The organism is Bacillus thuringiensis (assembly GCF_001182785.1).
Lineage (GTDB): Bacteria > Bacillota > Bacilli > Bacillales > Bacillaceae_G > Bacillus_A > Bacillus_A thuringiensis_S.
Genome location: NZ_CP012099.1, coordinates 3003131 through 3028310, shown reverse-complemented (window position 1 = coordinate 3028310; position 25180 = coordinate 3003131). Strand labels below are relative to the sequence as shown.

Genomic DNA, 25180 nt, shown 5'->3' with positions numbered 1-25180 from the left:
ATAGCTTGTATATTTATAAGTTGAATATTTTTGTATTTTAAGAAAAAATGAACAAACAGAATTTTGAATAGGTAATAAATTCAACATTACATGTAGTATTTGTGTCTAATGTTTGAAACTGTATTAGTTAGAGGGAAATCAGCAGTAATACAGGGGTTCTTACATTTTCACATTGTTTATATTGGTAATCTCTTGTTGAGATACCTATATTTCTCTTTTTTGAAATATCTTATTTTTAGCGTGAAAGCTGTTGTAATAAATAATACATATAGATGATAGGAACTTATGTTAGGACATGTATAGGTGAGATGTTGAATATTAAATAGTTAATTTGTATTTAAATTCATTTTTCAAAATAAATAAACTTTTATGTGAAGTCAAATTCCTATCAAATTAATACAACTAAATGTTATTAAAATAAAAAATAATCAATTATAAAAGTAATTTTGAACGTAAGGAATTTGTAAGGAAGAGGTAAGAAAAAAGAGATTTTCATTGTGTAAGATGAAAATGTAAAGAAGAGTGAGAGGAGAAAAATACTATATATTTCTATAAAAAACAAATCAATTAATAAGACTTGTTTGGAGGAAAAGAGACATTACAGATTCAATGTCGTCCTTTTGCAGTGGGTTAAGAAGAAAGCTGTGTGATTAGTTCCAAACAGCAAATAACCATTTATACAATATGAATAGGGGAGAGGATTATTTTGATGAAAAAGCATAGTCAAATTACATGTACAGGTTTAGCTCTTTTAATAACTGGAGGTTCCCTGTTTTATACACCTCTAACCTCAAGTGTAAAAGCGGAGTCCATTCAAAATGTATCTAACTCGTTACAAACAAGCAATCAAAGAGACCGTAATTCCGTCAAGGAGGCAATGCGGGATACATTGAAACTTGGATATCCAGGGATACTTGCTAAAACTTCTGAGGGTGGAAAAACATGGAGTTATGCGGCTGGTGTAGCGGATCTAAGTACCAAGAAACCAATGAAAACAGATTTTCGATTTCGAATTGGCAGCGTGACAAAGACGTTCACTGCAACAGTTGTACTTCAATTAGCAGGAGAAAACCGCCTAAATCTAGACGATTCTATTGAAAGATGGTTGCCTGGTGTCATTCAAGGAAATGGATATGATGATAAACAGATTACTATCCGGCAATTATTGAATCACACAAGTGGTATCGCTAATTACACAGGGTCAAAGGATTTTAATATGATGGATACAAAAAATCTTATACTGCTGAAGAATTAGTAAAGATGGGAATATCCATGCCTCCAGATTTTGCTCCAGGAAAGAGTTGGTCGTATTCAAATACAGGATATGTATTACTAGGAATTCTTATTGAAAAAGTAACTGGGAACAGCTATGCGGAAGAGATTGAAAATCGAATTATTGAACCACTTGAATTATCAAATACATTCTTACCTGGAAATTCAAGTGTGATTCCAGGAACTAAGCATGCCCGTGGATATATCCAATTAGACAGAGCAAGTGAGCCAAAAGATGTTACTTATTATAACCCAAGTACGGGGAGCTCGGCCGGAGAGATGATTTCTACAGCTGATGATTTAAACAAATTCTTTTCTTATTTACTTGGAGGCAAATTACTGAAAGAACAGCAACTAAAGCAAATGCTTACAACAGTCCCTACAGGAGTAGATGAGCTTGGCGATTCCGGGCTTGGAATTTTCAAAATGAAGCTTTCAAACGGTGAATCGATATGGGGGCATGGAGGAACCATTCCTGGCTTTTTAACTTTTGCTGGGGGCACACTTGGAGGCAAGCATACATTGGCCGTCAATGTGAACAGCCTTATAGCTGATAGTCCTCCTCCTTTTAAAAATATTTTACTTGCTGAATTTAGCAAGTAGTCTAAAAGTAAAAACGGGTAAAATTTATCATAGTTTCATAGTTAAACAAATTAATGATGAAAACGATCAATTATTTAAGGAGGTAATTCCGTGATGAAAAATAAGCTAACTGGTGTGTTAGCTACTGCATTAGCGATAACTATGATTCTACCAACAGGAGCGAAAGCATTTTCTGAAAGTAAGACTACTGTTGTAACTGGTGAAGAAGTAGCTAGTCAGGAACTGAAGAAGATTGCAGCAGAGAAGGCGGAGCTACTTACAAAGTCTCATGAAGCGAATAGCGTGCAGTATGCACTAATTGATAATGGAAAACTTATTTTGTCGGGTCAGGCTGGCAAGAACGATATGGCAGGGGAAAAGCCGCTAACCAAAGATACTTTATACGGGATTGGTTCAGTTAGTAAAATGTATGCAACAGCGGCTGTAATGAAATTGGTCGATGAAGGAAAAGTCGATTTAGATGCTCCTGTTGTCCGCTATGTTCCTGATTTTAAGATGAAAGACGGTCGATACAAAAGCATTACAACGCGTATGTTATTGAATCACTCCTCTGGATTGCAAGGTTCTACGTTAGGTAATGCATTTTTATTTAACGATAATGATACCTATGCCCATGATACCTTGTTACAGCAATTGTCAAATCAAAACTTGAAGGCGGACCCTGGTGCTTTCTCGGTATACTGTAACGATGGCTTTACGCTGGCCGAAATTTTGGTGGAAAGAGTTAGTGGTATGAGCTTTACTGAATTTCTACATCAAAACTTTACAGGGCCTTTAAAGATGAATCATACGAAAACGCCGCAGAACAAATGGAGGGATGAAAATCGGGCTGGACTATATTACCCGGCGTACCAAGGACAACTTCCAATTGAATCGGTGAATGTTATTGGTACGGGAGGCATATCTTCCACGTCAGAAGATATGGTGCGATTCTCACAACTATTTATGGGACAGGGAAAAGGAATCCTCTCTGATAAGGTAGTTAAGGCAATGGAGCAAGAGGAATATAAAAAAGGAATGTGGCCGGGGGCTGGCGAGAATATTTTTAACTATGGTCTTGGCTGGGATAGTGTAAAACTATACCCATTCAGTGAATATGGGATCAAAGCTTTGGCTAAGGGAGGCGATACGGCATTGCAACATGCTATATTAGTCGTGCTTCCGGAACAGAAAATAGCAGCGGCTGTATTGTCATCTGGTGGACGGAGCTCTACAAATCAACTAATGGCAACTGAATTGCTGCTCGCCACGCTTAAAGAAAAAGGTACTATTAAGGACATCAAGCCGAACAAATCCTTTGGCAAGCCGGTCAAAGTCAAAATGCCTCAAGGCGTAGCAAAGAAAGCAGGATTTTATGGCAATAGCGAAACTAGTTTCAAAATTGAAATTACGAAGAACGGTGAACTATTCTTACCATCTAATCCAGAAGAAAAATATGTATATACTGCTGATGGAAGCTTTATTAATGAGGGGGGTACTTCCAAGCTCAACTTCGTAACCGAGAAGAATGGAAGAACTTATTTGAAGGAAAGCGCATATAAGTCTCATCCAGGTTTAGGGCAAAGTGTGATGACTCACTATTTAGCTGAGAAACTAGAAGACAACGTGCTTTCGAAGAAAACGGCTGCTGCATGGGCAAAGAGGGAAGGTGTTAAGTTTTATCGTGTAAACGAGAAATTTAGTTCTATTCAATATCTTGTTCAGTCGAAACATCTTAGTACTCAAATTACTCGCAAGGAAGGCCCAGCAGGCTATTGGGATGGCAGAAAAATTACAGGTCCGAACACCGCGGTGCATCAGATCCAAGTACCCGTGATGAATGGTCGTGATACGACGGAAACGCATTTCTATACAGAAGGCGGCAATGAATATATGGAGATGGCTGGATTGTTATACGTAAGTGAATCTAATGTAAAACCAATTGATGTAGGCCAATCATCCAAAGTTACGTTGGATGCAAATGGGCATGCGAAATGGTTTACAATTCCACAAGCGGCAACAGACAAAAGGATGACCGTGACGCTGCCATCAAATGGTTCATTTGCGGTGTATGATGAGAAGGGAGTTTGCGTCAACTTCACCATTGTGAGTGGAAATAACAAGGTGGAACTTCCGAAGAACGGAACAATCGTATTCGCTGGGGCACCGAAATCGGAATTTGCAATCTCGGTGAACTAGCTACAATTTAAGATGAACTTAAACAAAACCAGTACGGTACAGAAAAGATGTATTACTGGTTTTGTTTGTATTTATGCATTCTCAATGAAAAAACTTGAATAATATCACGCTCAAGCACTATAAAAACATCAAAACTAGAAAATTAGTATCTCTAGAAGATGTACAGTTTTTTGGGAGTTGAATAATTTCAACAGCGTAGAGAGATTAAATTTCTACTCTTTTTCTTCTTAATTGGGGTACGACCTCAATTAAGAAGGTTTCTTCAATTAATAGAAATGTATGTACATACATTTCTATTTTTATTCCATAACTTTTAAAATTGTGTTCACGATAGTTTGATATTGTAAAAAAAGAAAATATGTGGCACGACATCACTTTGTTTTTTATACAGCTTTGTAATTAAACTATAGTATTGTATTTTTCTTCATTATTGAAATTAGTAATAATAAAATGTATTATTGAAAAGCACAATTTATAATTCAAGTAATCAAGCATATGCACCAATAATAATTTGAACATTCAGAAATTATAATATTGTCTAAAAACGAGGTGAGATTCATAGAAACAGTACATATTAAGTGGTATGGCATGTATAGTATAAATGACTTTTATAATAGGGAAGAAGCTTCTAAGAAGGGGATATTTGCAATCTCTAGAGTATATGCTAAGAATGTAACATTGCTCTATATAGGACAAACCAAAAGAAGCTTTATACAAAAGATAAGAGAACTTAATAAAGAGTGGACTTTTGATGAGAGCGAATTAAAGATTACATTAGGAATAATAGAATTTCCTAGTGGTGAAATTTACTCTGAAAAGAAGGTAAAAGAGATAAAATCTCTTTTGATTTTACGACATACCCCATTAGAAAACGAAACATCTTTATTATACTATAGAGGGAAATTTAATTTAAAAATTATAAATAAGGGAAGAAGAGGCTTAATTGTTAAAAAGCTTTCTACAGGAGATCTAATGTGGACGTAATTGGAATCACCTTTGAATAAAATTGAAGGTTTCTTAAATGCAGAAGCTTATCAATTTTTAATGTATTAAACTATTTTGAATAACATATGTCAGATACTTGAAAAAACACAAATTTTATTATGATATGAAATCCTGTATGGAAAGTGTAGTTTATTTCTATTGTTTAATAAAAATATTAAGAATTTTAGGGATAATACATAAAGAGTAGAGGAGAAAGTAAACACGGAGGTTTGAAGAATGGGACAAGTAAGCAGATTTCAGGAAAAACAACAGAATCGTCGTCAAAAGGCAATTTTTAATATTGCATTTACTTTGGTATTAGTGACAGTTGGTATAGTGACATACCAATTGTTTACCCCTTCTAATACATCAACGAAAGCAATTGCTCAAGAAAAGAAAGTAACAAAGATAGAAGAGAAGAAAACTGAAGATAAAGAAACAGCAAAGATAGAAGAGAAGAAAACTGAAGATAAAGAAGCAATAAAGTTAGAAGAGAAGAAAACTGAAGATAAAGAAATAGCAAAGATAGAAGAAAAGAAAAGCGAAGATAAAGAAGCAGCACAGTTAGAAGGGAAACAAAAAGTAGAAAAATCGGTAAAAACGAACGGAAATGAAAATAAAGAGGAAGAAAAAACAGTATCTCAAGAAAAGGATCCTCAAACTAATCCGTCATGGAAGCCAATTGGTACAGAGCAAGGAGCAAAACCTGAAATGAAATTTAAAGAAGGAACAGTAGATTGGAGTGAGATGAAAAAAGCAATCTCTTATGCTGTTGATGTTCCTGAGAGCCAATTGATTTTCGATTTTATTGGAAATAATGGTAATAATAAAGCCTACGGTAATGTACGAGATAAACAAAGTAATAAAAAATATAAGGTTAATATTGATTGGGTAGAGAATCAGGGGTGGAAACCAGCATCTGTACAAGTGGTAAAATAAATAATAGAAATGTAATTATGTGTTTAAAAGTTTATACTTGTAAAAACTCATAAAAGAGTTTGTTTCAATCAGGACTCTTTTTGTTATGTTGACAGCATTAATTACTCAGGCTCAATTGTGAGATCCTGATGCAGACAAAGTTTGAAGTTTATTAAAACCTACCTGATTTAGTGCTTCGAAAGGTTCAAAATTGCATTTTTAAAGCACTAAATAATTTATGGTACCTTTTGAAATATTTTTGGTCTCATTTCATTAGAAACAATTCCGTCTATATAACTAAAAAATGTATTATAATACCTATTGAACAGATGAATAGGATAACAATTACCTGCTGTTAGCAAGTTGCAGTATATCTAATGAAAAGATCACTTGTTTCTAAGACAAGTGATCTTTTTATATACATTTCCTTTACTATTTTTGAAATTGAATAGGTATTTCAATCTGTATAATTACAATAGACTTGATTAAAATTAAAACTGCAACAAGGATAATACCGTCCATAATTGTAGTAAGAAATATATATATAATATCTTAATGCAAGGTTGGCCTATATTCTATGAAGATATTAAAGGATTATAGGAAACATTGAGAAACGGGAATTATTTTTATTACAATATTTATGCATATTTAGGTCTAAATAGCTGGGTATTAGCTAAGAAACTTGAGATATTAGACTCCTATTAAGTTAAAAATGGCCTTAAGTGTACTTCCAATAAAGAAAATTATGTAAATAAGCTGTCCATATGGGCAGCTTATTGTATTTTTTAGCTAAACTTGTTTTTTTCCGAAGTGCTGGCGGTTCCTCTACAAGTATTCTTGCATTTAAATTGTTTTTAATATATTATATTTATATGGTTATATAGAGATTAACGTATGCAAAAAGACTCAAATCTATTAATAAGATTTAAGTCCTTTTCAAAGATAAAAAATTGTACCGAAATGGAATACAACTTATGCTTTGCTTTTTAATATAAATGGAAATTTTTAAATAGAAGTTTATTTACTTTCAATGATAGGGAATAGTGGGTCTAGAACATAGAGGAACAAGGAACCATAAAGAGAAACTGAAGACTATTGTATGTAGTTTGTTCATCTCAAGTACAATAAAAGAGTCTTACCTCTGTAGGCAAGACTCCACTAGTATAGTTGTATAATATTTACATATCAACTAAAAAACAGAAACCATATAACACCAAGTAGCAGAATCCTAATATTCCTCCTACAGCTAATACTTGTTTAAACCAACTTTTAAATTTTAGATTACTGTAAATATCTTGCACTTTCTCCATATTTCCTCCTATTAAGGAGAACCCTTAAAGACTCTCACTTCGTTATGGTACCATTAAAGAATGACTAATAGAGGTCAAATATTGTCAAAACGTATAAATATGCAATATTGCATACAGAAATGTATTGTTACAAATGTAAGCGTTTACTATAATAAGGGTATAAAGTTTAATCACATCCCAGTACTAACAAAAGAGGAGGAAATAATATGGAAATCGCAATGGCAGTTTTAAAATTTATAGGTGGAGCAATCCCATTAGTTCAAGAGCTTCTAAAAGCATTTATGTAAATTCACTATTTAGCAATTATTTATAAAAATTATCATTCGTATGAGTAAAGCCCCTTTAACAATATTAGGGGGCTTTTTAAATTTCTAAATATTTAAGATTACGTCACATCAACATCAAGTTAAAAGTAAATTTTAAGAATAAACCTATAGAGGATATTTTATAGTGAATCAAGATCCTTTTACAAAGTGGTAGGCATTAAACTCCTACGGCTTTTAGTATACTTTATTTAAGTAAAAAGTCTCTTCAGAAAATCTAAAAGGACCTTTTGAGATTTTTAAATACATGAACTACTGATAACTGGGGAGTGTAGAGAATATATATTTGATTTTTAAACAAATATGAAAAATTACATGTGTAAGTTAGGTCGATCTTTATCGTAGATTAAAGGGACTTGAATAAAGTTCTTTTTTATTTGTAATCAAATCCCAGAGTGGCCCCTAATACCGGGAATTGTTTCCTATCCCCTTATACGCTAAGATATTTTTGAAAGTAAAAATCCTAACTTAGACCCCGAATTTCCTTTAACGTGAGGAGAGTCTAATATCGACTGTCAGAAACATGCTATAAAAGTCTTAAAAGAATTATTAAACACCTACCGAGGACAGAAAGTAGTATTAGGCACTCATGGAGCTGTAATGACTTTGATGTTGTATGAGCTTAGCTGGACAGCGATGGGGTACCACCCACAAGATGCGAATTTTGCACGCTAAGCAAAAAAATAATAAGCTGTCTACATGGACTGCTTATTTACATAATTATCGAAGTCGGAAGTGAAAATTATCTTTTTTGATAGATACAAGAAATTAAGAACTGATCCTTATTCAAGAAAAGCACCCGTTAATTCAATAACCATCTCACATAATTTTTTTCAATACCTTTACCATAAATGGTGTCTTTAATGTCTCTTTTATTAGTGAATTTTTGTGTTTCATAAAATTATTGATCTGTTTTTTTCTATTTGGAACCATTAAAAAAGGTAATCTACTAGGATTAAACCATCCAATTTTTGCAGTTTCAGGTCCATTATTTATTGGTTCTCCTCCTAGTAATTTTCCTGAAAATATATGTTGCATATCATTGTATTCAGGCTGGTGATATTCTCCTATTTTACGTTCAATAGCAATTATATAGCCCGTTTCTTCTTCAGTTTCTCTTATAGCGCATTTATCTAACTGTTCGTTCTCTTCTAATCTTCCCCCAGGCAAATCCCAGATAGGATAATCATTTCGTTTAACTAGCAATATTTTGCCTTCATTATTATCAACAATAGTAAAGCACCCTGTGGTTTTTATAGTATTCATTATAAATATAATCTCCTTAACTTACTCAATTGCTAACAAACTTGTATTTCTCTATGTCTAATAAATTTTCCTTTTTGCTGAATTAAACTGGCCCTTTAATGGAACAACATAAGATGAATATTCTATACATGCTCGGTTAACATAACGTCTCATTATCGGTAGCAAATACTTTCATAGAATCCTTGTATGTACAGGGGTTCTTGTTTTTTTGTCTATGTATCTCTTATATAGGATTTTATACATCATTGATGTAGCGGGGATATGAGGAATCCTCGCTTTTCTTTTTTGGCATAAAATTTTGTATGAAAACAGTTGAGTTATAATGCTTTATGCTGAAAAATAAAAACTTTTCTTTGAATTTGAAAAAGAAGGTGTTACACCCCCATGAGATCAATGGGACTTATATTCCACTTCTTTATCAGGATTATATTAAGAAGTGGAAATAGTATAAGTACCCAAAAAACGATAATAAAAACTGTATTCATCAGTTTCTACTCCTTATGTTGATAATAAAGTTATTTATAACAGGAAGTATAACTCACTTATTAGTTAGTTCTGTGGTTCTCTAAAAAAGTTAGATGCAATGCAACAAACTGTTCCGGTGATTAGAATACTATACTTCACAGTGCTACCTGTGTGCTCAAATAAATTAGTTCCATTAAGCATTATAAGCCCCCAAAACAATTGACCCGCGCCAAAACCTAATAATATTTTTCCTATTCGAGAAAATTTTTTCATGCTTTTCCACCTCCCACAAACTAGCTCGATTAAATGGCTTGACCGATGTGGGTTAATAATCAGAGGGGATGGCCTCTGATGTAAAGTTTCACTCTATCTCTCCGTCTCAAAAAACTCAATCCACTCCCCATCAGGACCAGCGAAGAATATGTAACGTGTTCCATCTGGTAATGTTTCGATTGCATCTCCTAGTAAAAAAGTTACTTCGTGTTTTCTTAGTTTTTCGATTTCATCTTCTAATGAATCCACTTTAAAGCAAATGTGATGTACTTTTCCTTCTGCCGGAAGAGAAGAATTGTAGCCTTCAATGAGTTCGAGTATCGTTTCCTTCGATTCTTCTACACCTAAAAAAGCGAGTTTTAAGTCTGGATTCGGGTGTCCCATACGTTTAATGAGCTGTAAGCCAACTACTTCTTCATAAAATGAGATAGATGTTTCTAAGTTTGCAACCATAAGTCCTACGTGTTCGATTCTTCTAACTGGCATGTAGATTCCTTCTTTCTGAAAATTATATATAAAATAATATTGAAAATTGAGAAAATAAGCAAGATAAAAACCTTACAAATTTTAGCGTGTTGTATGGTATAGTGAGAAAGTATGTTTGGGGAGAAGGAAGGAGATTATACGATGAATACACCTACTCAAACTCCTTCATTATCGGAAACGATGAAAGAGTGGCATTATGCATTAGCATATGAAATTAAACATTGGAAAACGATAGGTGGTAGTAAAATTTCTATCATGAACGGTCGTTTTTTATATACAGATTATGAGAATACAGTGTATGTATTTCAGCTTATTTCGGAAGTAAGCTTACCTGAAGGTTCACCAATTCGAATTGAGTTCGATGGTGAGGAAGCGACAGGAGAAGTATTATCTGTACATGGATTAGAAATAGAATTGAAATTAAATGATTATATACAAGGTGAAATAAGAGAAGCGGTTTTATACAGTGAACCGTGGCAACTTTTAGAGCAACTGCAAGAGCGATTGAAAGAAGCACGTAAAGATAAGTTGAAACGTAATCGTATAAAGCGTCTCGTTGATGGGACGAGTAGTCCGAAGCATATTGAGAAGATGAAAAATCCGAAAAATGAACTGGCATATCGCTCGTTTTACAATCCGACAACGTACGTATGGGGACCACCTGGAACAGGGAAGTCTTACAATTTATCACGTATTATTTCGGCTCATTATCAAAAAGGAAAATCGGTACTTGTGTTAGCTCATAGTAACGCGGCAGTAGACGTATTAATGAGTGAAGTAACGAAGCAAATTGAAAAGAAAAAGAAATGGACGCCTGGCGAAATTGTTCGTTACGGTTATAGTCAACATGAACATATACGAAATCATGAAACGTTACTTGCATCTAAGTTAGTTGAAACGACGAACGGATCTTGGGGTGAGGAAAGACTCTATTTAGAAGAGACACGACAAGATCTTCGTGAAAAAATCTTATCGTATAAAGCAACATCTGCTGATAAGAAGCGTATACAAGAGATTGAAAGTGATCTTCGAAAGCAAAAAGCGAAAATTAAAGAAGTAGAAAAAGAATATATTGAAAATGCGAAAGTAATTGGTGCAACTCTATCAAAATGTGCAATTGATGCGCTAATTTATGAGCGTACATTTGATTTAGTTGTCGTAGATGAAGTGAGTATGGCGTTCGTTCCGCAAATCGCATTAGCTGCTTCACTTGGAAAACGTATCGTCGTTTGTGGTGATTTTTTACAATTACCTCCAATTGCGATGGCGAACCATGAACTCGTTCGCAAATGGCTTGGGGAAGATATGTTTTACCACGCTGGGATTGTTGATTCTGTAAATAAATCAGAAGCACATCCAAATCTATTTATGTTGCAGGAACAAAGACGTATGCATGCGGATATATCGAAGTTTACGAATTCATTTATTTATAAAAACAGAGTATATGATCATCCGTCTGTTTCAGAGCGTAAAGAACTTGCGCAATTGCAGCCGTTCGCAAATGAAGCGAGTGTTTTATTTGATACGAGCCAAATGGGAGCTTTTTCGTTAAAAGATGCTGCTTCTGGTTCACGTTTTAACATTATGTCTGGTTTAGTAGCGATGCAAATGATGTTAATCGGATTGTTAGACGGTGTTCAGTCGATTGGTGTTGTGACACCTTACAGGGCGCAGTCACGTTTTTTATCGACGTGTATTAGAGAAATGTTGCAGAGAACGAAATATCAAAACATACCAGTTTTAGTGGCGACAGTTCATAAGTTCCAAGGTTCTGAAAGAGATATGATGATCTTTGATACGGTTGACAGTTATCCGCAAGAACGACCTGGCGTGTTATTCTTTGACCATAAAAATCATCGGCTCGTCAATGTAGCAGTGACAAGGGCGAGAGGGAAGTTCATTCAATTATCAGATTGCCATTATATGCGTAAAAACCTTTCGAGAAAACAATCGTTATCACAATTAACAGCTCATATAGAACGTCATGGAGATGTGTATGACCGCACGACATCAAGACAATTGTGGGAACGGAAAATTTCGAAACGTCTACGCTGGTTTATGGAAATGAATCTTGAGGAAACGAAAGGGCTATTAAAAGATATTTTAGCCGCAAAACGAAACATTATTATTTCACTTCCAAGTACGAAACAAGTAGATAAACGAGTATGGCAAGCGTTAATGCGTACAAATGCACAAATAACAGTTTATAGTGACGGACCAGTTCCGCTGAAAAATGTAAAGTTACAAAGACAAAATAAAGCATTCCCGTTTATTGTAATTGATGATGAAATCTTCTGGGCAGGCGCACCTCTCACATCTCAAATGATGTTTGAAGGTAGTACGGAATTCCCGTACATATGTGCAAGACTGCAAGCACCAGAAACAATTGGTGTATTAAAAGGATTTTTAGATATTCGGTAAATTCGGATAGGAATTCCTTGACTTTTAATTGGAATGAACTTAGAATAAATGTAATTTAATATAATTTTATGAAAATTCTTATCGCGAGAGGTGGAGGGACTGGCCCTATGATACCTCGGCAGCGGATTCGTTATGAATACTGTGCCAATTCCAGCAAGGTAACTTGAAAGATAAGAAAGAAGCTCATTTTGACTGTATATACAGAAGCCTCTTTCTATCTTTTAGAAAGAGGCTTTTTTACGTGAAAATAAAGGAGGAAGAAAAATGGGAGCGACAGGAGTAGCGTCACAAAGAAAAGCAATTGAAGAAAGTATAGAAAGAAATAAGGAAAAGTACATAGAAACAAGTCATGACATTCATGCGAATCCGGAGATCGGAAACCAAGAGTTTTACGCATCAAGAACGTTAAGTTTATTACTAGGGAGTGCTGGTTTTCAGCTGCAACACAATATAGCTGGACATGAAACAGGTTTTATTGCGCGAAAAAGTTCAGGAAAAAAAGGACCAGTCATCGCATTTTTAGCAGAGTATGACGCTTTACCAGGACTCGGTCATGCGTGTGGTCACAATTTAATTGGCACAATTAGCGTTGCAGCAGCAATTGCATTATCAGAAACGCTTGAAGAAATTGGCGGGGAAGTTGTTGTGTTTGGTACACCAGCAGAAGAAGGCGGGCCAAATGGTAGCGCGAAATCAAGTTATGTAAAGGCAGGTTTATTTAAAGACATTGATGCGGCGCTTATGATTCATCCAAGCGGAAAGACAGCGACAACGAGTCCTTCACTAGCAGTCGATCCACTTGATTTTCATTTTTACGGAAAAACAGCTCATGCTGCAGCTTCACCAGAAGAAGGGATTAATGCATTAGATGCGGTTATTCAGCTCTATAACGGTATTAACGCACTTCGCCAACAACTTCCGTCAGACGTGAGAATTCATGGCGTTATTAAAGAGGGCGGAAAAGCACCTAATATTATTCCTGACTATGCCGCAGCTAGGTTCTTCATCCGCGCAGCAACGCGAAAAAGATGTGCAGAAATAACAGAAAAAGTAAGAAACGTTGCTGAGGGAGCAGCGTTAGCAACAGGTGCAAAAGTAAAAATCCATCAATTCCAAAATGAAATCGATGAATTACTCGTAACAAAAACATATAACGATATCGTAGCGGAAGAACTAGAACTATTAGGTGAAGATGTAAATCGTAAAGAAAGAGTAGGGATCGGTTCAACCGACGCAGGAAACGTAAGTCAAGTCGTACCGACAATCCATCCGTACATTAAAATCGGACCAGATGACTTAATTGCACATACGAATGAATTTAGAGAAGCAGCACGTTCAGAACTTGGAGATAAAGCATTAATTACATCGGCAAAAGCATTAGCAAATACGGCGTATCGATTAATTACGGAAGAAGGGTTGTTAGAGAAGGTGAAGGAGGAGTTTAAAGAGGCGCAGAGGAATCAAGGGTAAGTGAGAAGGGGGATTATACCCGGGATTTTTAGTAGGAAATTGAATGAAAAAAGAACCAGCCTATGGCTGGTTTTATTATATTATAAAAGAATTTTTTCACATACACTTGATATTTCTACCTTAGTGTCCTCTTATTAGAACGACAATTTCTCCTCAAACTCACTCTTTAAAACAATTAAAGGAGACGACAAGCCAAATTGCATTAAAGAGTCTAAAAATGCAGCGAGAGAATCCATCGAATCGCTCATGACTTTCATCATATAATTAAACTCCCCACTAATTCGATATAAATCTGTTACTTCAGGAGCGGCATTACAAAATTGGATAAAATCAGAGCATTGGCTCGTTTTAAACATGATGAATGCTTGAATGTTTTTATTAATTTTGGAAGGCTCAAATTTCGTTCGGTAAGCTGCTATAACTCCTTGATCTTCAAGCTTGTTAATTCGTTCTTTTACAGCAGGTTGCGTCATGGATATAATTCGTCCGATTTCTGAAACAGAAATCCTCGCATTTTCATACAACAAGTTCATAATTTTATGATCGATTTCATCCAATTTTACTGCGTTTTGCATTGTGTAGCCACCTTATTTTATTTTTTTAAGTAAATCACAAATTATAACTATAATATCATAAGTGAACGAACTAAATTGCCTATAAATCTATATTTAAAATTATTGGTGTTTGTATGAAAATATAAGTATAGCATTCATCAAACGGAAATTTAGGAAGGATGGAGAAAATGAAGAATCTTGATGGGAAAGTAGCGTTAGTAACAGGAGCGAGTCGCGGAATTGGCCGTGCGATTGCGATGAGATTGGCGAAAGATGGAGCATTAGTTGCAATCCACTACGGCCGAAATAAAACAGCTGCAGATGAAACGATTAGTGAGATTGAATCTAATGGAGGAAAAGCGTTCTTAATTGAAGCTGAACTCAATTCAATTGATGGTGTCAAAAAGCTAGTAGAACAGTTAAAGAATGAATTACAAATAAAAGTTGGTACATCAGAGATTGATATTTTAGTAAACAATGCAGGGATAGGTACACAAGGAACGATTGAAAATACGACAGAAGAAGTTTTTGATGAAATTATGTCCGTAAATATTAAGGCGCCGTTCTTCTTAATTCAGCAAACATTGCCGTTACTACGAGCAGAGGGGCGTATTATTAACATTTCGTCAGCTGAAGTAAGACTCGGTTTTACAGGCTCAATTGCATACGGTTTAAGTAAAGGTGCATTAAATACGATGACACTTCCTCTAGCTAAGCATCTTGGAGAAAGAGGTATAACAGTGAATACAATTATGCCTGGATATACGAAGACAGATATTAATGAAAAATTGCTAGATAATCCGGAAATACGAAATTTTGCTACGAATTCATCTGTTTTCGGACGAATAGGGCAAGTTGAAGATATCGCAGATGCAGTAGCGTTCCTTGCTTCTTCTGATAGTCGCTGGGTAACAGGGCAGATTTTAGATGTTTCTGGTGGGTTTTGTTTATAGGGGCAGCACCCTATAAACATCAGATTAATATTTTTTAGTAGCTATAGAAACTCCATTCCTTAGAAATATTTTAACTACTAAGTTGTAAAAAGAACCGTAGTTTTCATTTTTGAATAAACTAGGGTCTTTTTAATTGTAAAGATATAATGCGAGGAAGGTTTTTTAAAAATTAAAAAACTTGATGAATTAGTTGCATAAAGAACTAAACGGCGTATATACTATAAATATCAAAAAAAATTGATGAAAGGAGAGTGAACTACAATGGCACAAAATTTTCAGTTATATGAGAAAAAATTTAAAGCATTAGCTGATCAAAAACGTTTAGAGATTATGTATGAACTTTGCCAGCGAGGCCAGACTTGTGTATGTGATTTAACAGAGATTTTTGAAATGACGCAATCTAAGTTGTCCTATCACTTAAAGATTTTATTAGATGCAGGTTTAATTGTAAAAGAAACAAAAGGTACGTGGAGTTATTATGATTTAAATGATGCGGAAGTAAACAATTTATTATCAGAAGAATTATGCTGTATCTTTAGAAAAACAGGAAAAGGTAGTTGCTGTTAAAATTTTGTACTATTAATCAAAAAAAATTGATTAATGATATATAAAGAGGAGGAATAAGGTATGAGATATGTTCACGTTGGTATAAACGTTACGAATTTAGAGAAGTCTATTGAATTTTATGAAAAGGTATTTGGTGTATCACCAGTTAAGGTGAAAACGGATTATGCAAAATTTTTATTAGAGACGCCAGGACTTAATTTCACGCTGAACGTACGAGATGAAGTGAATGGAAATCAGGTAAATCATTTTGGTTTTCAAGTGGATACAGCTGAAGAAATTACAGTACATAAAGAACGATTAGAAAAAGAAGGTTTCTTTGCGCGTGATGAGATGGATACGACTTGTTGCTATGCAGTGCAAGATAAGTTTTGGATAACGGATCCTGATGGGAACGAGTGGGAGTTCTTTTATACGAAAGCACAAAGTGATGTTCATAAAATTGAAGATCCATCTTGTTGCACGACTTCAAATGAGGTAGCTAAAAATTCTTGTTGTTAATAGGAGATGGAAAATAAAATGAAACGTTTATCTTTTCTAGACCGATATTTAACACTATGGATCTTTCTAGCGATGGCTGTTGGGATTGGTTTAGGGTTTGTGTTCCCTAGTGTAGTAGACGGACTGAATACATTACAGGTTGGAACGACGTCTATTCCGCTTGCTGTTGGTTTAATTGTCATGATGTATCCACCATTAGCAAAGGTTCGTTACGAGGAAATGGGCCGAGTATTTAAAGATGTAAAAGTATTGGTTTTATCTTTAGTACAAAACTGGATTATTGGGCCTGTACTTATGTTTGTTTTAGCAATTATTTTTCTTCCTGATAAACCAGAATACATGGTTGGACTCATTATGATTGGGTTAGCACGTTGTATTGCAATGGTAATTGTTTGGAATGACCTTGCTGATGGGGATAAAGAGTATGCGGCAGGTTTAGTGGCTTTTAACTCGGTATTTCAAATGTTGTTCTTCTCGGTTTATGCATACGTGTTCGTAACAGTAATCCCAGAATGGTTAGGAATTGAAGGGGCTATCGTTAATATTACAATGGCAGAAGTAGCGAAATCAGTATTTATCTATTTGGGAATTCCTTTTATAGCAGGTATGTTAACACGTTTTGTATTAGTTAAGTTAAAAGGAAGACAGTGGTATGAAAAGGTCTTTATACCTAAAATTAGTCCACTTACATTAATTGCATTGCTATTTACGATCATCGTTATGTTCTCTTTAAAAGGGGAGATGATTGTTAGTGTACCACTTGATGTAGTAAGAATAGCGATTCCGTTATTAATCTATTTTATTGTAATGTTTTTCGTTTCTTTCTTTATGGGAAGAAAAATTGGTGCAAACTATCCGGTAACAACAACGTTAGCATTTACAGCAGGTAGTAATAACTTTGAGTTAGCGATTGCGGTAGCGGTTGGTGTGTTTGGTATTCATTCGGGCGCAGCATTCGCAGCTGTCATTGGACCGTTAGTCGAAGTACCTGTCATGATTGCACTTGTAAATATCGCTTTTTGGTTTAAACGTAAATATTTTAATAATCAATCAACTTAAAAACAAAGGTGGAAAACAACATGGCAAACAAAAAGACAATTTACTTTTTATGCACAGGAAATTCATGCCGAAGCCAAATGGCAGAAGCATGGGGCAAACAATATTTAGGGGATAAGTGGAATGTGTATTCTGCAGGTATTGAAGCACATGGAGTGAATCCAAATGCGATTAAAGCAATGAATGAAGTGAATATCGATATAACAAATCAAACATCAGATATAATTGATGCAAACATTTTAAATAGTGCTGACTTAGTCGTTACACTTTGTAGTCATGCGGATTCTGTTTGTCCTTCGACACCTTCGCACGTAAATCGTGTTCACTGGGGATTTGGTGACCCGGCAGGAAAAGAATGGTCTGAATTTCAACGTGTTCGCGATGAAATTGGTGAACGTATAAAGCGATTTTCTGAAACAGGGGAGTAAATAAAGGAAAGGGCCAATCTTCTATCATATAGGAGATTGGCTCTTTTTTATTAGTCATGACTGCATTGGTTCGCATAAATTACCGAAAAATAGAGGATTTTCTATTGGATTGATAAAGTTAGAAATGTATTTAATCATGTAGGTGTTCACAAATAATAAAGTCATTTAAAAGATCATAAAGTTGTTTAGAATTAGAGATGGTATGATGAATAATCACACTATCTTTTCCTTTTTATGTATAATTAGATAAAAGGATTTTTGGATATTAAAATAAAGGGTAGTATATTAGCGCAAGGGGGAGAATGATGGATAAGTTGTTACAAGAAATCATAAATTGGTTAAAGATGAGAGATGAACAAATTGTTATCGGTATTTCAGGACATGGTGCAGCTGGAAAAACGACGTTTACTAATAGACTCGTAAAGCTACTAAATCAAAATGAAGTAAATTATATTAATACAGATCCTTACATTGTTAGTTCGGATATCCGCAAGCATGCAGTGATTCACTATACATATCAAAATGAAAATCATCGTTATAAAATGACAGCTTGTCATCCAGCGGCGCATCATTTGGGAGCTTTAGAAAGAGATATTCATATGGTTAGAGCTGGGCTAGATTTTTATACGATAGATACGCATTATATGAAAAGTGAGTTGATTTCTTCGGAAAATAAAGTAACGATTGTGGAAGGAATGAGCGCCGCATTTATTAATCCTAATTTATTTGATTTGAAAATTTATTTTTATACAGATGGTGAAACGGAACTAATGAGAAGATCAAGCCGGGATATAGCTGAAAGGGGAGCTGATATAAATTATTTAAGGCAGTCTCATGAAGAACGCCGGATTCAATATGAAGTATTTATGCATTCGTATAGTCAGCGTTTTGATATCATTATCAAAACTTCTGATGAAACAATATGTTTAGAAAAAAATACATTTGAGTTTTATAAAGTTTAAATGAAAATCCTCAATTTGTTAATTGCATTATGACGGTTAGTTTTTCTTATTTAGTATTTGTGTTAAACAAATGTATTATTTAATCAATAATACATTCACTATGAAATAACTAGATTTTTAAAAAGATTTAGTAGCCTTCTTTCATCTATATAGATGAAAGAAGGCTACTGTAATTTTGGCGGCAAAATTACATAACGGTATTATTACTCACAGTAGGATAGGATTTTTTATTTGAATACATTAGGTGTATCTTAAAAATCCTCACCTTAAAAGCTTTATATTCGGAAGTACAAAAATGAATTTTTGTATGTAAGGAGAATAGTATGAAACACGTAATAAAAGACGTAGTAATAAATTATTTTAAAGAAATTCATACATTAGTAGTAGAAGAAGAATTACATAAGAACAGTTGGCATACAGATTTGCATTATAAAATCATCGTAAATGGAAATCGATATTCCGCGCGGTTTATAAATAGCGATCGAACAAGCAATCCAGCCTTTGGGACGTTATCAAATGAACAATTGAAAGAGCAAGTACGGTTTACGTATTATTTACGAGAGCATGGAATCCCATTTATGCAGATTAAGGAGAATAGGGCGGGAGAGTCATTTACATTTGTCACTTGGAATGATGAACAGTACCGGTTTGTATTGTCTACTTGGATTGAAGGGGAACATGTTACTCATTGTACAGAAACGATGGCAGAAGTTTTCGGAAAGGAAGCAAGAAAGATACATGACATTTCTAATACGTTTCAAAGCTCGACTTTTCAAAAGAAATCTCACTTGGATGGGTATGTTGAGTTTATAAAGCTGTTAGAAAATAAGGGTGGTACATGTAAGGAATTAAGAGGGTATATAGATCTCGCTAAGTATCATATAGAAAGCGCACATAAGAATGATCTAGAGTATATAGTACAAACTGATTTAAATCCTTTAAATGTCATATGGAATTCCAATCAATCTGTAAAAGGAATTATAGATTTTGAATCCATTGCATATGTTGATCGTATGGAAGGACTAGCCTTTTTAATAAAGTGGTATTCCCGGACAGAAGGAATACAGTCGCATAAAGTATGTTCGGAAGTTGCTAGAGCATTTTTAGAAGGGTATAAAGCTAGTAACATTTTAACTTCAAATGATTATAAAAGACTTTCTTCGTTACTATGGTTATCCGGCAGTTTGAATTGGAATTTTGTGAAGAAAACGCTAAGTGTAATGAGTGCAGAGAGGGAATTAGAAGAACATTTGGAAGTTTATAGAGTAAGAGGAGAAAGGCTATCTTCATTGTTAATTTGTAAATAACATGTATCCTCCTAATTTGGGATTCAAAAAGAAACCATATGAGGTGTTCTAAAAATGAAAATACAAATAGTATTGTTTGATGGTTTCGGAGAACTTGTCTCCTTTGCACCTTTTGAGGTACTCAAAAGAGCAATAGAAGAAGGGGCTCCATTTACGGTTGAATTCGTTTCAAGTGAACAAAAACAAGAAGTTACTACTTCATTTGGAGTTACGGTTAAACTACATGATTTTTTACGAATGGATAACCGTCCAGATTTGTTAATTGTACCTGGTGGTGGCTGGAATCATAAAGCTGAACAGGGAGCACGAAAGCAAGCAGAGCTTGGTACTTTGACCGAAATGATTAGCGAGATGCACAAAGCAGGAACGACTGTTGCTGGATTTTGTACAGGAGGTATGCTACTAGCTGTATCCGGTATATTGAATGATAAAAAGGCAACAATGCATCATTTGGCGCAGAGTGAAATGAGTAAATATGGGGCAGAACTTCTTCATTACCGAATTGTAGATCAAGGCGATATTATTACTGCAAGAGGAGTTACTTCAGGAACTGATTTAGGCCTTTGGATCACGGAAAGGTTCGCAAGCCCACAAATTGCAGCTGCTGTTGAATATAGAATGGAATATGAGAGGCGAGGTGTTGTTTGGAGGTGAGTTTTTATTAGTTTAATCATAGTTTTTACTGTAGAGCGTATTGGATATTTTCAAAGAGAAAGAGCCAACTTACATGAGTAGGCTCTTTCGTTTATATACTATAGTGCTAATTTTTTACCGTAATATCATTTTAAAAAAATCATAAAATGAATAATGTATTTTATATAGTAATGATAATGATTTTTATTATATATTCATAAATTCATAAAAAATAGTTTACAAATTTGCATCAAACTTATATAATTTGACTCATATAAAAAAGTTTCCCTAAGGAAACTTAGGTGCGAATTTACATTCGTATTATATTTTTTGTTTAAAAGTTGCCTTTGCGCAAAATAATTATACGGACGAAAAAAAGAAGGGAGAATGCATGAAAAATGACTAAGGCTATAATTGTCAAAGATTTATTTGTATCCTATCAAGGGAATCAAGTGGTTCAAAAAGTTTCCTTTGAGATTGAAAAAGGAAAGCTTGTTGGGATTATTGGTCCAAACGGAGCGGGGAAATCTACTTTAATGAAAGCTGTATTAGATTTAATCCCAAATGACAAGGGGTTTGTTCAAATTCTTGGAGAGGATATTCGAAGCGTTAGAAAGAGTGTTGCATATGTACCGCAAAGAAGTGATATAGATTGGGACTTCCCGATTACAGTTTTAGATGTGGTGCTAATTGGAACGTATCCATCTTTAGGTATGATGAAAAGACCGAAGAAAGAGCATCGGGATTGGGCGTTTGATTGCTTAAAAAAAGTCGGAATTGAAGAGTTTAAAAATCGCCAAATCGGTGAGTTGTCAGGTGGACAACAACAACGTGTCTTTTTGGCGAGAGCTTTAGCGCAAAAGTCGGAAATATTCTTCTTAGATGAGCCGTTTGTCGGAATTGATGTAACAAGTGAAGAGACAATTATTAAAATTCTTAGAGAATTACGTAAAGAAGGAAAAACGATTGTCGTTGTCCATCATGATTTAAGTAAAGCAGAATCGTATTTTGATAAATTACTATTAATGAATAAAAGCTTAATTCATTACGGAGAAGTAAGGCAAGTGTTAGAACCAACTATTATGTCAAAAGCGTATGTGAATCAAGGAATATTGTTTAATAATGCAGCGGGGGTACATTCATCATGAAGATTGTAGAATTTATAGATGCATTAACGCAGTATAGTTTTCTGCAGAAGGCGTTATTAACTTCCGTTATGGTAGGAATTATTTGCGGTGTAATTGGATGTTTTATTATTTTACGAGGTATGGCATTAATGGGTGATGCGATCTCACATGCTGTTCTTCCAGGAGTAGCGCTTTCTTATATGATTGGTATGAATTATTTTATAGGGGCCGTTTTAACTGGTGTGATTACTGCGGTTGGAATTGGGTTTGTAAGTCAGAACAGTAGAATCAAACATGATATGGCTATAGGGATTATGTTCACTTCTGTATTTGCTATAGGGATTATTTTAATTACCTTTATGAAGAGTAGTTCAGATTTGTATCATATTTTATTCGGGAACGTCCTATCAGTTCGTTCTTCAGATATGTGGATGACACTGATTATTGGGGTGGTCATTATCGGGCTTGTGATACTGTTTTACAAAGAATTACTTGTATCCACTTTTGATCCAACGATGGCGCAAAGCTATGGATTACCGAATAAATGGATTCATTATGGCTTAATGATCCTACTTACAATGGTTACAGTAGCATCACTTCAAACTGTAGGAATTATTCTAGTTGTTGCGATGCTTATCACACCGGCGGCTACAGCTTATTTATTAACAAACCGTTTATGGGTCATGATTTATTTAGCGGCAGGTATTGGTGCACTTTCATCTGTAGTAGGGCTATATTTTAGTTTCTCTTATAATCTCGCTTCAGGTGCAACAATTGTTCTTGTCGCAACATTCTTGTTCGCATTGGCATTCTTTTTCTCACCGTCACAAGGTTTGTTTTGGAGAGCTATCAAAATTAGAAAAAATAGAGCAGAGTTGTCATAATTGATTGGAGGATAAAGATGAAATTTAAAAATGTTTTATTATCAATACTTTGTATTTTCGTATTTGCATTAACAGCGTGTTCTAGTAACACAAATGGAAAAGAAGAGGGTAATGGAAATTTAAAAGTTGTAACTACATACTCTATTATATATGATATGGTGAAGCAAATTGGTGAAGATAAAGTTGAGATTCATAGTCTTGTTCCAATCGGAGCTAACCCGCATGAATATGATCCACTACCAAAAGATGTTATGAAAATGACAGATGCAGATATGGTGTTTTACAATGGGCTAAACTTAGAAGAGGGCGGAGCATGGTTTAAAAAGCTATTAAAAACGGCAAATAAATCAGCGGAAGATGCACCGGTTTATAAAGTAAGTGAAGGTGTAGAAGCTATTTACTTAGAAACAAAAGGATTAGAAAAAGAACCAGACCCACATGCTTGGATGAATATTAAAAATGGTATTTTATACGCTGAAAATGTGAAGAAGGCATTAATTAAAGAAGATCCTAAAAATAAAGAGTTCTATACTAAAAATGCCGATAAGTATGTAGCAGAACTTCAAAAATTACACGATGAGACAGTGAATAGAATTCATCAAATCCCTGAAGAAAAACGTTTCTTAATCTCTAGCGAAGGTGCTTTTAAATACTTTGGAAAAGCATATGACATTAAGACGGGATACATTTGGGAAATTAACTCAGAAAATCAAGGTACGCCAGATCAAATTAGAGATGTTGTAAGTGTAATTCAAACAAACAAAGTGCCAGCTTTATTTGTTGAAACAAGTGTAGATCGACGTAGCATGGAAACTGTTTCAAAAGAAACAAACGTACCGATTACAGGGACAATTTTTACAGACTCACTAGGTAAATCAGGTGAGGATGGAGATACTTACTTGAAAATGATGAAATGGAATATAGATACCATTATTAATGGGCTACAAAAGTAGGATCTATCTGTTTTTCAATGTAGCGTAACTATTGAATTTTTATAAAATAAGAAATGAAAGAGCTAGCTCATATGAGTTGGCTCTTTTATTTATCCCAATATTTGCGGGCGGGTAAGACTCCCTCTTTAAAAATTCGGCGAATGTGAGGGAGTGTCGGGATGGGCCCTCCCTGATTAAAGTTTCATTTTATAATTTTTTACTTTATTAAAAGTAGATTTGTTAGAAAGGATAATCATTTATTGATATAATGAATGGATGTGAAGTAGACAATAGATAGAAAGATACTTCTAGCGATTTTATACTTAAAATGTAGGGAGATTGAACAGAGTTATGGGGAATGAAAAGGAAATTAGTTCCGCTAAATTAATATGGAAGATGACGCGCCCACATACGTTAACGGCGACGTTTTCTCCTGTAATTTTAGGGACAGTGGCATCACTTTATGTTGCCAAAATTGATTGGCTTTTATTTATTGCGATGATGCTTGCATGTTTAGCGCTGCAAATAGCAACGAACTTATTTAATGAGTACTATGATTTCAAACGTGGATTAGATACCGCTGATTCTGTTGGCATTGGTGGCGGGATTGTCCGTCATGGATTGAAGCCAAAAAATGTGTTAACAGTTGCGCTTTTATTGTATGTCGTAGCAGCTTTTATTGGCATTTATATTTGTATGAATAGTAGCTGGTGGTTAGTAGTTATTGGTTTAATTGGGATGGCGGTTGGCTATTTATATACAGGCGGTCCATTACCAATTGCGTACACCCCGTTTGGAGAATTAGTTTCTGGATTGTTAATGGGGACATGTTTTGTACTCATTGCTTTCTTTATTCAAACGAATACTGTAACGATTGAAAGTGTATTGATTTCCATTCCAATTGGAATTTTAGTAGGTGCAATCAATATGTCGAATAACATCCGAGATATCGAAGAAGATATTAAAGGTGGAAGAAAGACATTAGTAATCCTCCTTGGGAGAGAGAAAGCTGTGGTAACACTAGCGGTAGCCTTTTTCATTGCGTATTTATGGATTGCCGTAATTGTATTAATGGGTTATATAAGCCCTTGGGCATTAGTTATGTTCCTAGGTTTGAGAAAGCCAATTTCTGCAATTCAAAGTTTCCAAAAAGGGGCAAAGGATCCTGGATATATGCGCATCGCAATGAAATCAACAGCGATGACAAATACGATTTTCGGCTTCTTGTTATCAGCAGGATTATTAATTAGTTATTTGTTTTAAATGAAAAATATTGTTAAGTAACTTAACCCCAGTTTCTCAATTTTAAT

22 protein-coding genes, 3 pseudogenes and 1 riboswitch are annotated in these 25180 nt (G+C 34.6%); of the genes and pseudogenes, 20 read left to right on the top strand and 5 right to left on the bottom strand.

Features of this window, described 5'->3' with window-relative positions; genetic code table 11:
- Nucleotides 1-709: 709 nt before the first annotated feature.
- The 4 genes and pseudogenes from AC241_RS15655 (at nucleotide 710) to AC241_RS15640 (ending at nucleotide 5976) form a co-directional block, all read left to right on the top strand.
- Nucleotides 710-1875 (top strand): annotated as a pseudogene (locus AC241_RS15655) (serine hydrolase domain-containing protein).
- Between the two features lie 93 nt (nucleotides 1876-1968).
- A complete protein-coding gene (locus tag AC241_RS15650; RefSeq protein WP_050844187.1) occupies nucleotides 1969-4053 on the top strand; it encodes a serine hydrolase domain-containing protein in 2085 nt (694 codons plus the stop codon).
- 549 nt (nucleotides 4054-4602) lie between these two features.
- The gene (locus tag AC241_RS15645; RefSeq protein WP_002094078.1) at nucleotides 4603-5037 is read left to right on the top strand and encodes a hypothetical protein; all 435 of its coding nucleotides are present in this window, start codon (nucleotides 4603-4605) and stop codon (nucleotides 5035-5037) included.
- Between the two features lie 237 nt (nucleotides 5038-5274).
- Nucleotides 5275-5976 carry a YrrS family protein gene (locus tag AC241_RS15640; RefSeq protein ID WP_050844185.1) on the top strand — a complete coding sequence of 234 codons (702 nt, stop codon included), beginning with the start codon at nucleotides 5275-5277 and terminating at the stop codon, nucleotides 5974-5976.
- Nucleotides 5977-7133: 1157 nt separating this feature from the next.
- Here AC241_RS15640 and AC241_RS35700 read toward each other — a convergent pair.
- A complete protein-coding gene (locus tag AC241_RS35700) occupies nucleotides 7134-7265 on the bottom strand; it encodes a hypothetical protein (protein WP_254913550.1) in 132 nt (43 codons plus the stop codon).
- Nucleotides 7266-7364: 99 nt separating this feature from the next.
- Between AC241_RS35700 and AC241_RS35895 the strand changes: the two are divergent.
- Together AC241_RS35895 and AC241_RS35220 are read left to right on the top strand one after the other, a co-directional pair.
- Nucleotides 7365-7552: pseudogene (locus AC241_RS35895) on the top strand (hypothetical protein).
- 492 nt (nucleotides 7553-8044) lie between these two features.
- Nucleotides 8045-8254, top strand: a pseudogene (locus AC241_RS35220) (histidine phosphatase family protein); the annotation flags it as partial.
- Nucleotides 8255-8407: 153 nt separating this feature from the next.
- Here AC241_RS35220 and AC241_RS15630 read toward each other — a convergent pair.
- The 3 genes from AC241_RS15630 to AC241_RS15620 all read right to left on the bottom strand — a co-directional run bounded on the left by AC241_RS15630 (nucleotide 8408) and on the right by AC241_RS15620 (nucleotide 10078).
- Nucleotides 8408-8854: an NUDIX hydrolase gene (locus AC241_RS15630; protein WP_001092198.1), complete on the bottom strand. Its 447-nt coding sequence runs from the start codon at nucleotides 8852-8854 to the stop codon at nucleotides 8408-8410.
- Nucleotides 8855-9403: 549 nt separating this feature from the next.
- Nucleotides 9404-9592 (bottom strand): hypothetical protein, encoded by a 189-nt coding sequence (locus AC241_RS15625; RefSeq protein ID WP_016081030.1) that lies wholly within the window; start codon nucleotides 9590-9592, stop codon nucleotides 9404-9406.
- 93 nt (nucleotides 9593-9685) lie between these two features.
- On the bottom strand, nucleotides 9686-10078 hold the full coding sequence (locus AC241_RS15620; protein ID WP_043937132.1) for a VOC family protein: 393 nt from the start codon (nucleotides 10076-10078) through the stop codon (nucleotides 9686-9688).
- Nucleotides 10079-10189: 111 nt separating this feature from the next.
- Between AC241_RS15620 and AC241_RS15615 the strand changes: the two genes are divergently transcribed.
- On the top strand, nucleotides 10190-12499 hold the full coding sequence (locus AC241_RS15615) for an AAA domain-containing protein (protein ID WP_050844183.1): 2310 nt from the start codon (nucleotides 10190-10192) through the stop codon (nucleotides 12497-12499).
- Between the two features lie 75 nt (nucleotides 12500-12574).
- Nucleotides 12575-12676, top strand: a riboswitch (SAM riboswitch).
- Nucleotides 12677-12763: 87 nt separating this feature from the next.
- Nucleotides 12764-13969 carry a M20 family metallopeptidase gene (locus AC241_RS15610; RefSeq protein WP_050844181.1) on the top strand — a complete coding sequence of 402 codons (1206 nt, stop codon included), beginning with the start codon at nucleotides 12764-12766 and terminating at the stop codon, nucleotides 13967-13969.
- A 134-nt stretch (nucleotides 13970-14103) separates the two neighbouring features.
- On the opposite strand, the gene AC241_RS15605 is transcribed toward AC241_RS15610, so the two are convergent.
- Nucleotides 14104-14544, bottom strand: a complete 441-nt coding sequence (locus AC241_RS15605) for an Lrp/AsnC family transcriptional regulator (protein ID WP_001178565.1) — start codon at nucleotides 14542-14544, stop codon at nucleotides 14104-14106.
- Between the two features lie 167 nt (nucleotides 14545-14711).
- On the opposite strand from AC241_RS15605, the gene AC241_RS15600 reads away from it, so the two are divergent.
- The 12 genes from AC241_RS15600 to menA all read left to right on the top strand — a co-directional run bounded on the left by AC241_RS15600 (nucleotide 14712) and on the right by menA (nucleotide 25133).
- Entirely contained in the window at nucleotides 14712-15476 is a 765-nt protein-coding gene (locus AC241_RS15600) for an SDR family oxidoreductase (protein WP_016081035.1), read from the top strand.
- A 261-nt stretch (nucleotides 15477-15737) separates the two neighbouring features.
- Nucleotides 15738-16043, top strand: a complete 306-nt coding sequence (gene arsR / locus AC241_RS15595) for an arsenical resistance operon transcriptional regulator ArsR (protein ID WP_000068188.1) — start codon at nucleotides 15738-15740, stop codon at nucleotides 16041-16043.
- 60 nt (nucleotides 16044-16103) lie between these two features.
- Nucleotides 16104-16541, top strand: coding sequence for an ArsI/CadI family heavy metal resistance metalloenzyme (locus tag AC241_RS15590; protein WP_016081036.1), 438 nt, complete (start codon nucleotides 16104-16106; stop codon nucleotides 16539-16541).
- Between the two features lie 18 nt (nucleotides 16542-16559).
- A complete protein-coding gene (gene arsB / locus AC241_RS15585) occupies nucleotides 16560-17600 on the top strand; it encodes an ACR3 family arsenite efflux transporter (protein WP_029442732.1) in 1041 nt (346 codons plus the stop codon).
- A 20-nt stretch (nucleotides 17601-17620) separates the two neighbouring features.
- The gene (gene arsC, locus AC241_RS15580; protein WP_050844179.1) at nucleotides 17621-18025 is read left to right on the top strand and encodes an arsenate reductase (thioredoxin); all 405 of its coding nucleotides are present in this window, start codon (nucleotides 17621-17623) and stop codon (nucleotides 18023-18025) included.
- 305 nt (nucleotides 18026-18330) lie between these two features.
- Nucleotides 18331-18987, top strand: a complete 657-nt coding sequence (locus tag AC241_RS15575) for a uridine kinase family protein (RefSeq protein ID WP_029442730.1) — start codon at nucleotides 18331-18333, stop codon at nucleotides 18985-18987.
- A 323-nt stretch (nucleotides 18988-19310) separates the two neighbouring features.
- On the top strand, nucleotides 19311-20294 hold the full coding sequence (locus tag AC241_RS15570; protein ID WP_029442729.1) for a phosphotransferase enzyme family protein: 984 nt from the start codon (nucleotides 19311-19313) through the stop codon (nucleotides 20292-20294).
- Nucleotides 20295-20348: 54 nt separating this feature from the next.
- Nucleotides 20349-20948, top strand: coding sequence for a DJ-1/PfpI family protein (locus AC241_RS15565; protein ID WP_050844177.1), 600 nt, complete (start codon nucleotides 20349-20351; stop codon nucleotides 20946-20948).
- Between the two features lie 377 nt (nucleotides 20949-21325).
- Entirely contained in the window at nucleotides 21326-22075 is a 750-nt protein-coding gene (locus tag AC241_RS15560) for a metal ABC transporter ATP-binding protein (protein ID WP_050844175.1), read from the top strand.
- Nucleotides 22072-22938, top strand: coding sequence for a metal ABC transporter permease (locus AC241_RS15555; protein ID WP_029442726.1), 867 nt, complete (start codon nucleotides 22072-22074; stop codon nucleotides 22936-22938). The genes AC241_RS15560 and AC241_RS15555 overlap by 4 nt, the downstream gene beginning before the upstream one ends.
- Nucleotides 22939-22955: 17 nt before the next feature.
- Nucleotides 22956-23891: a manganese ABC transporter substrate-binding protein/adhesin MntA gene (gene mntA, locus AC241_RS15550; protein ID WP_050844173.1), complete on the top strand. Its 936-nt coding sequence runs from the start codon at nucleotides 22956-22958 to the stop codon at nucleotides 23889-23891.
- A gap of 330 nt (nucleotides 23892-24221) precedes the next feature.
- On the top strand, nucleotides 24222-25133 hold the full coding sequence (gene menA / locus AC241_RS15545; protein ID WP_029442725.1) for a 1,4-dihydroxy-2-naphthoate polyprenyltransferase: 912 nt from the start codon (nucleotides 24222-24224) through the stop codon (nucleotides 25131-25133).
- Nucleotides 25134-25180: the final 47 nt, after the last annotated feature.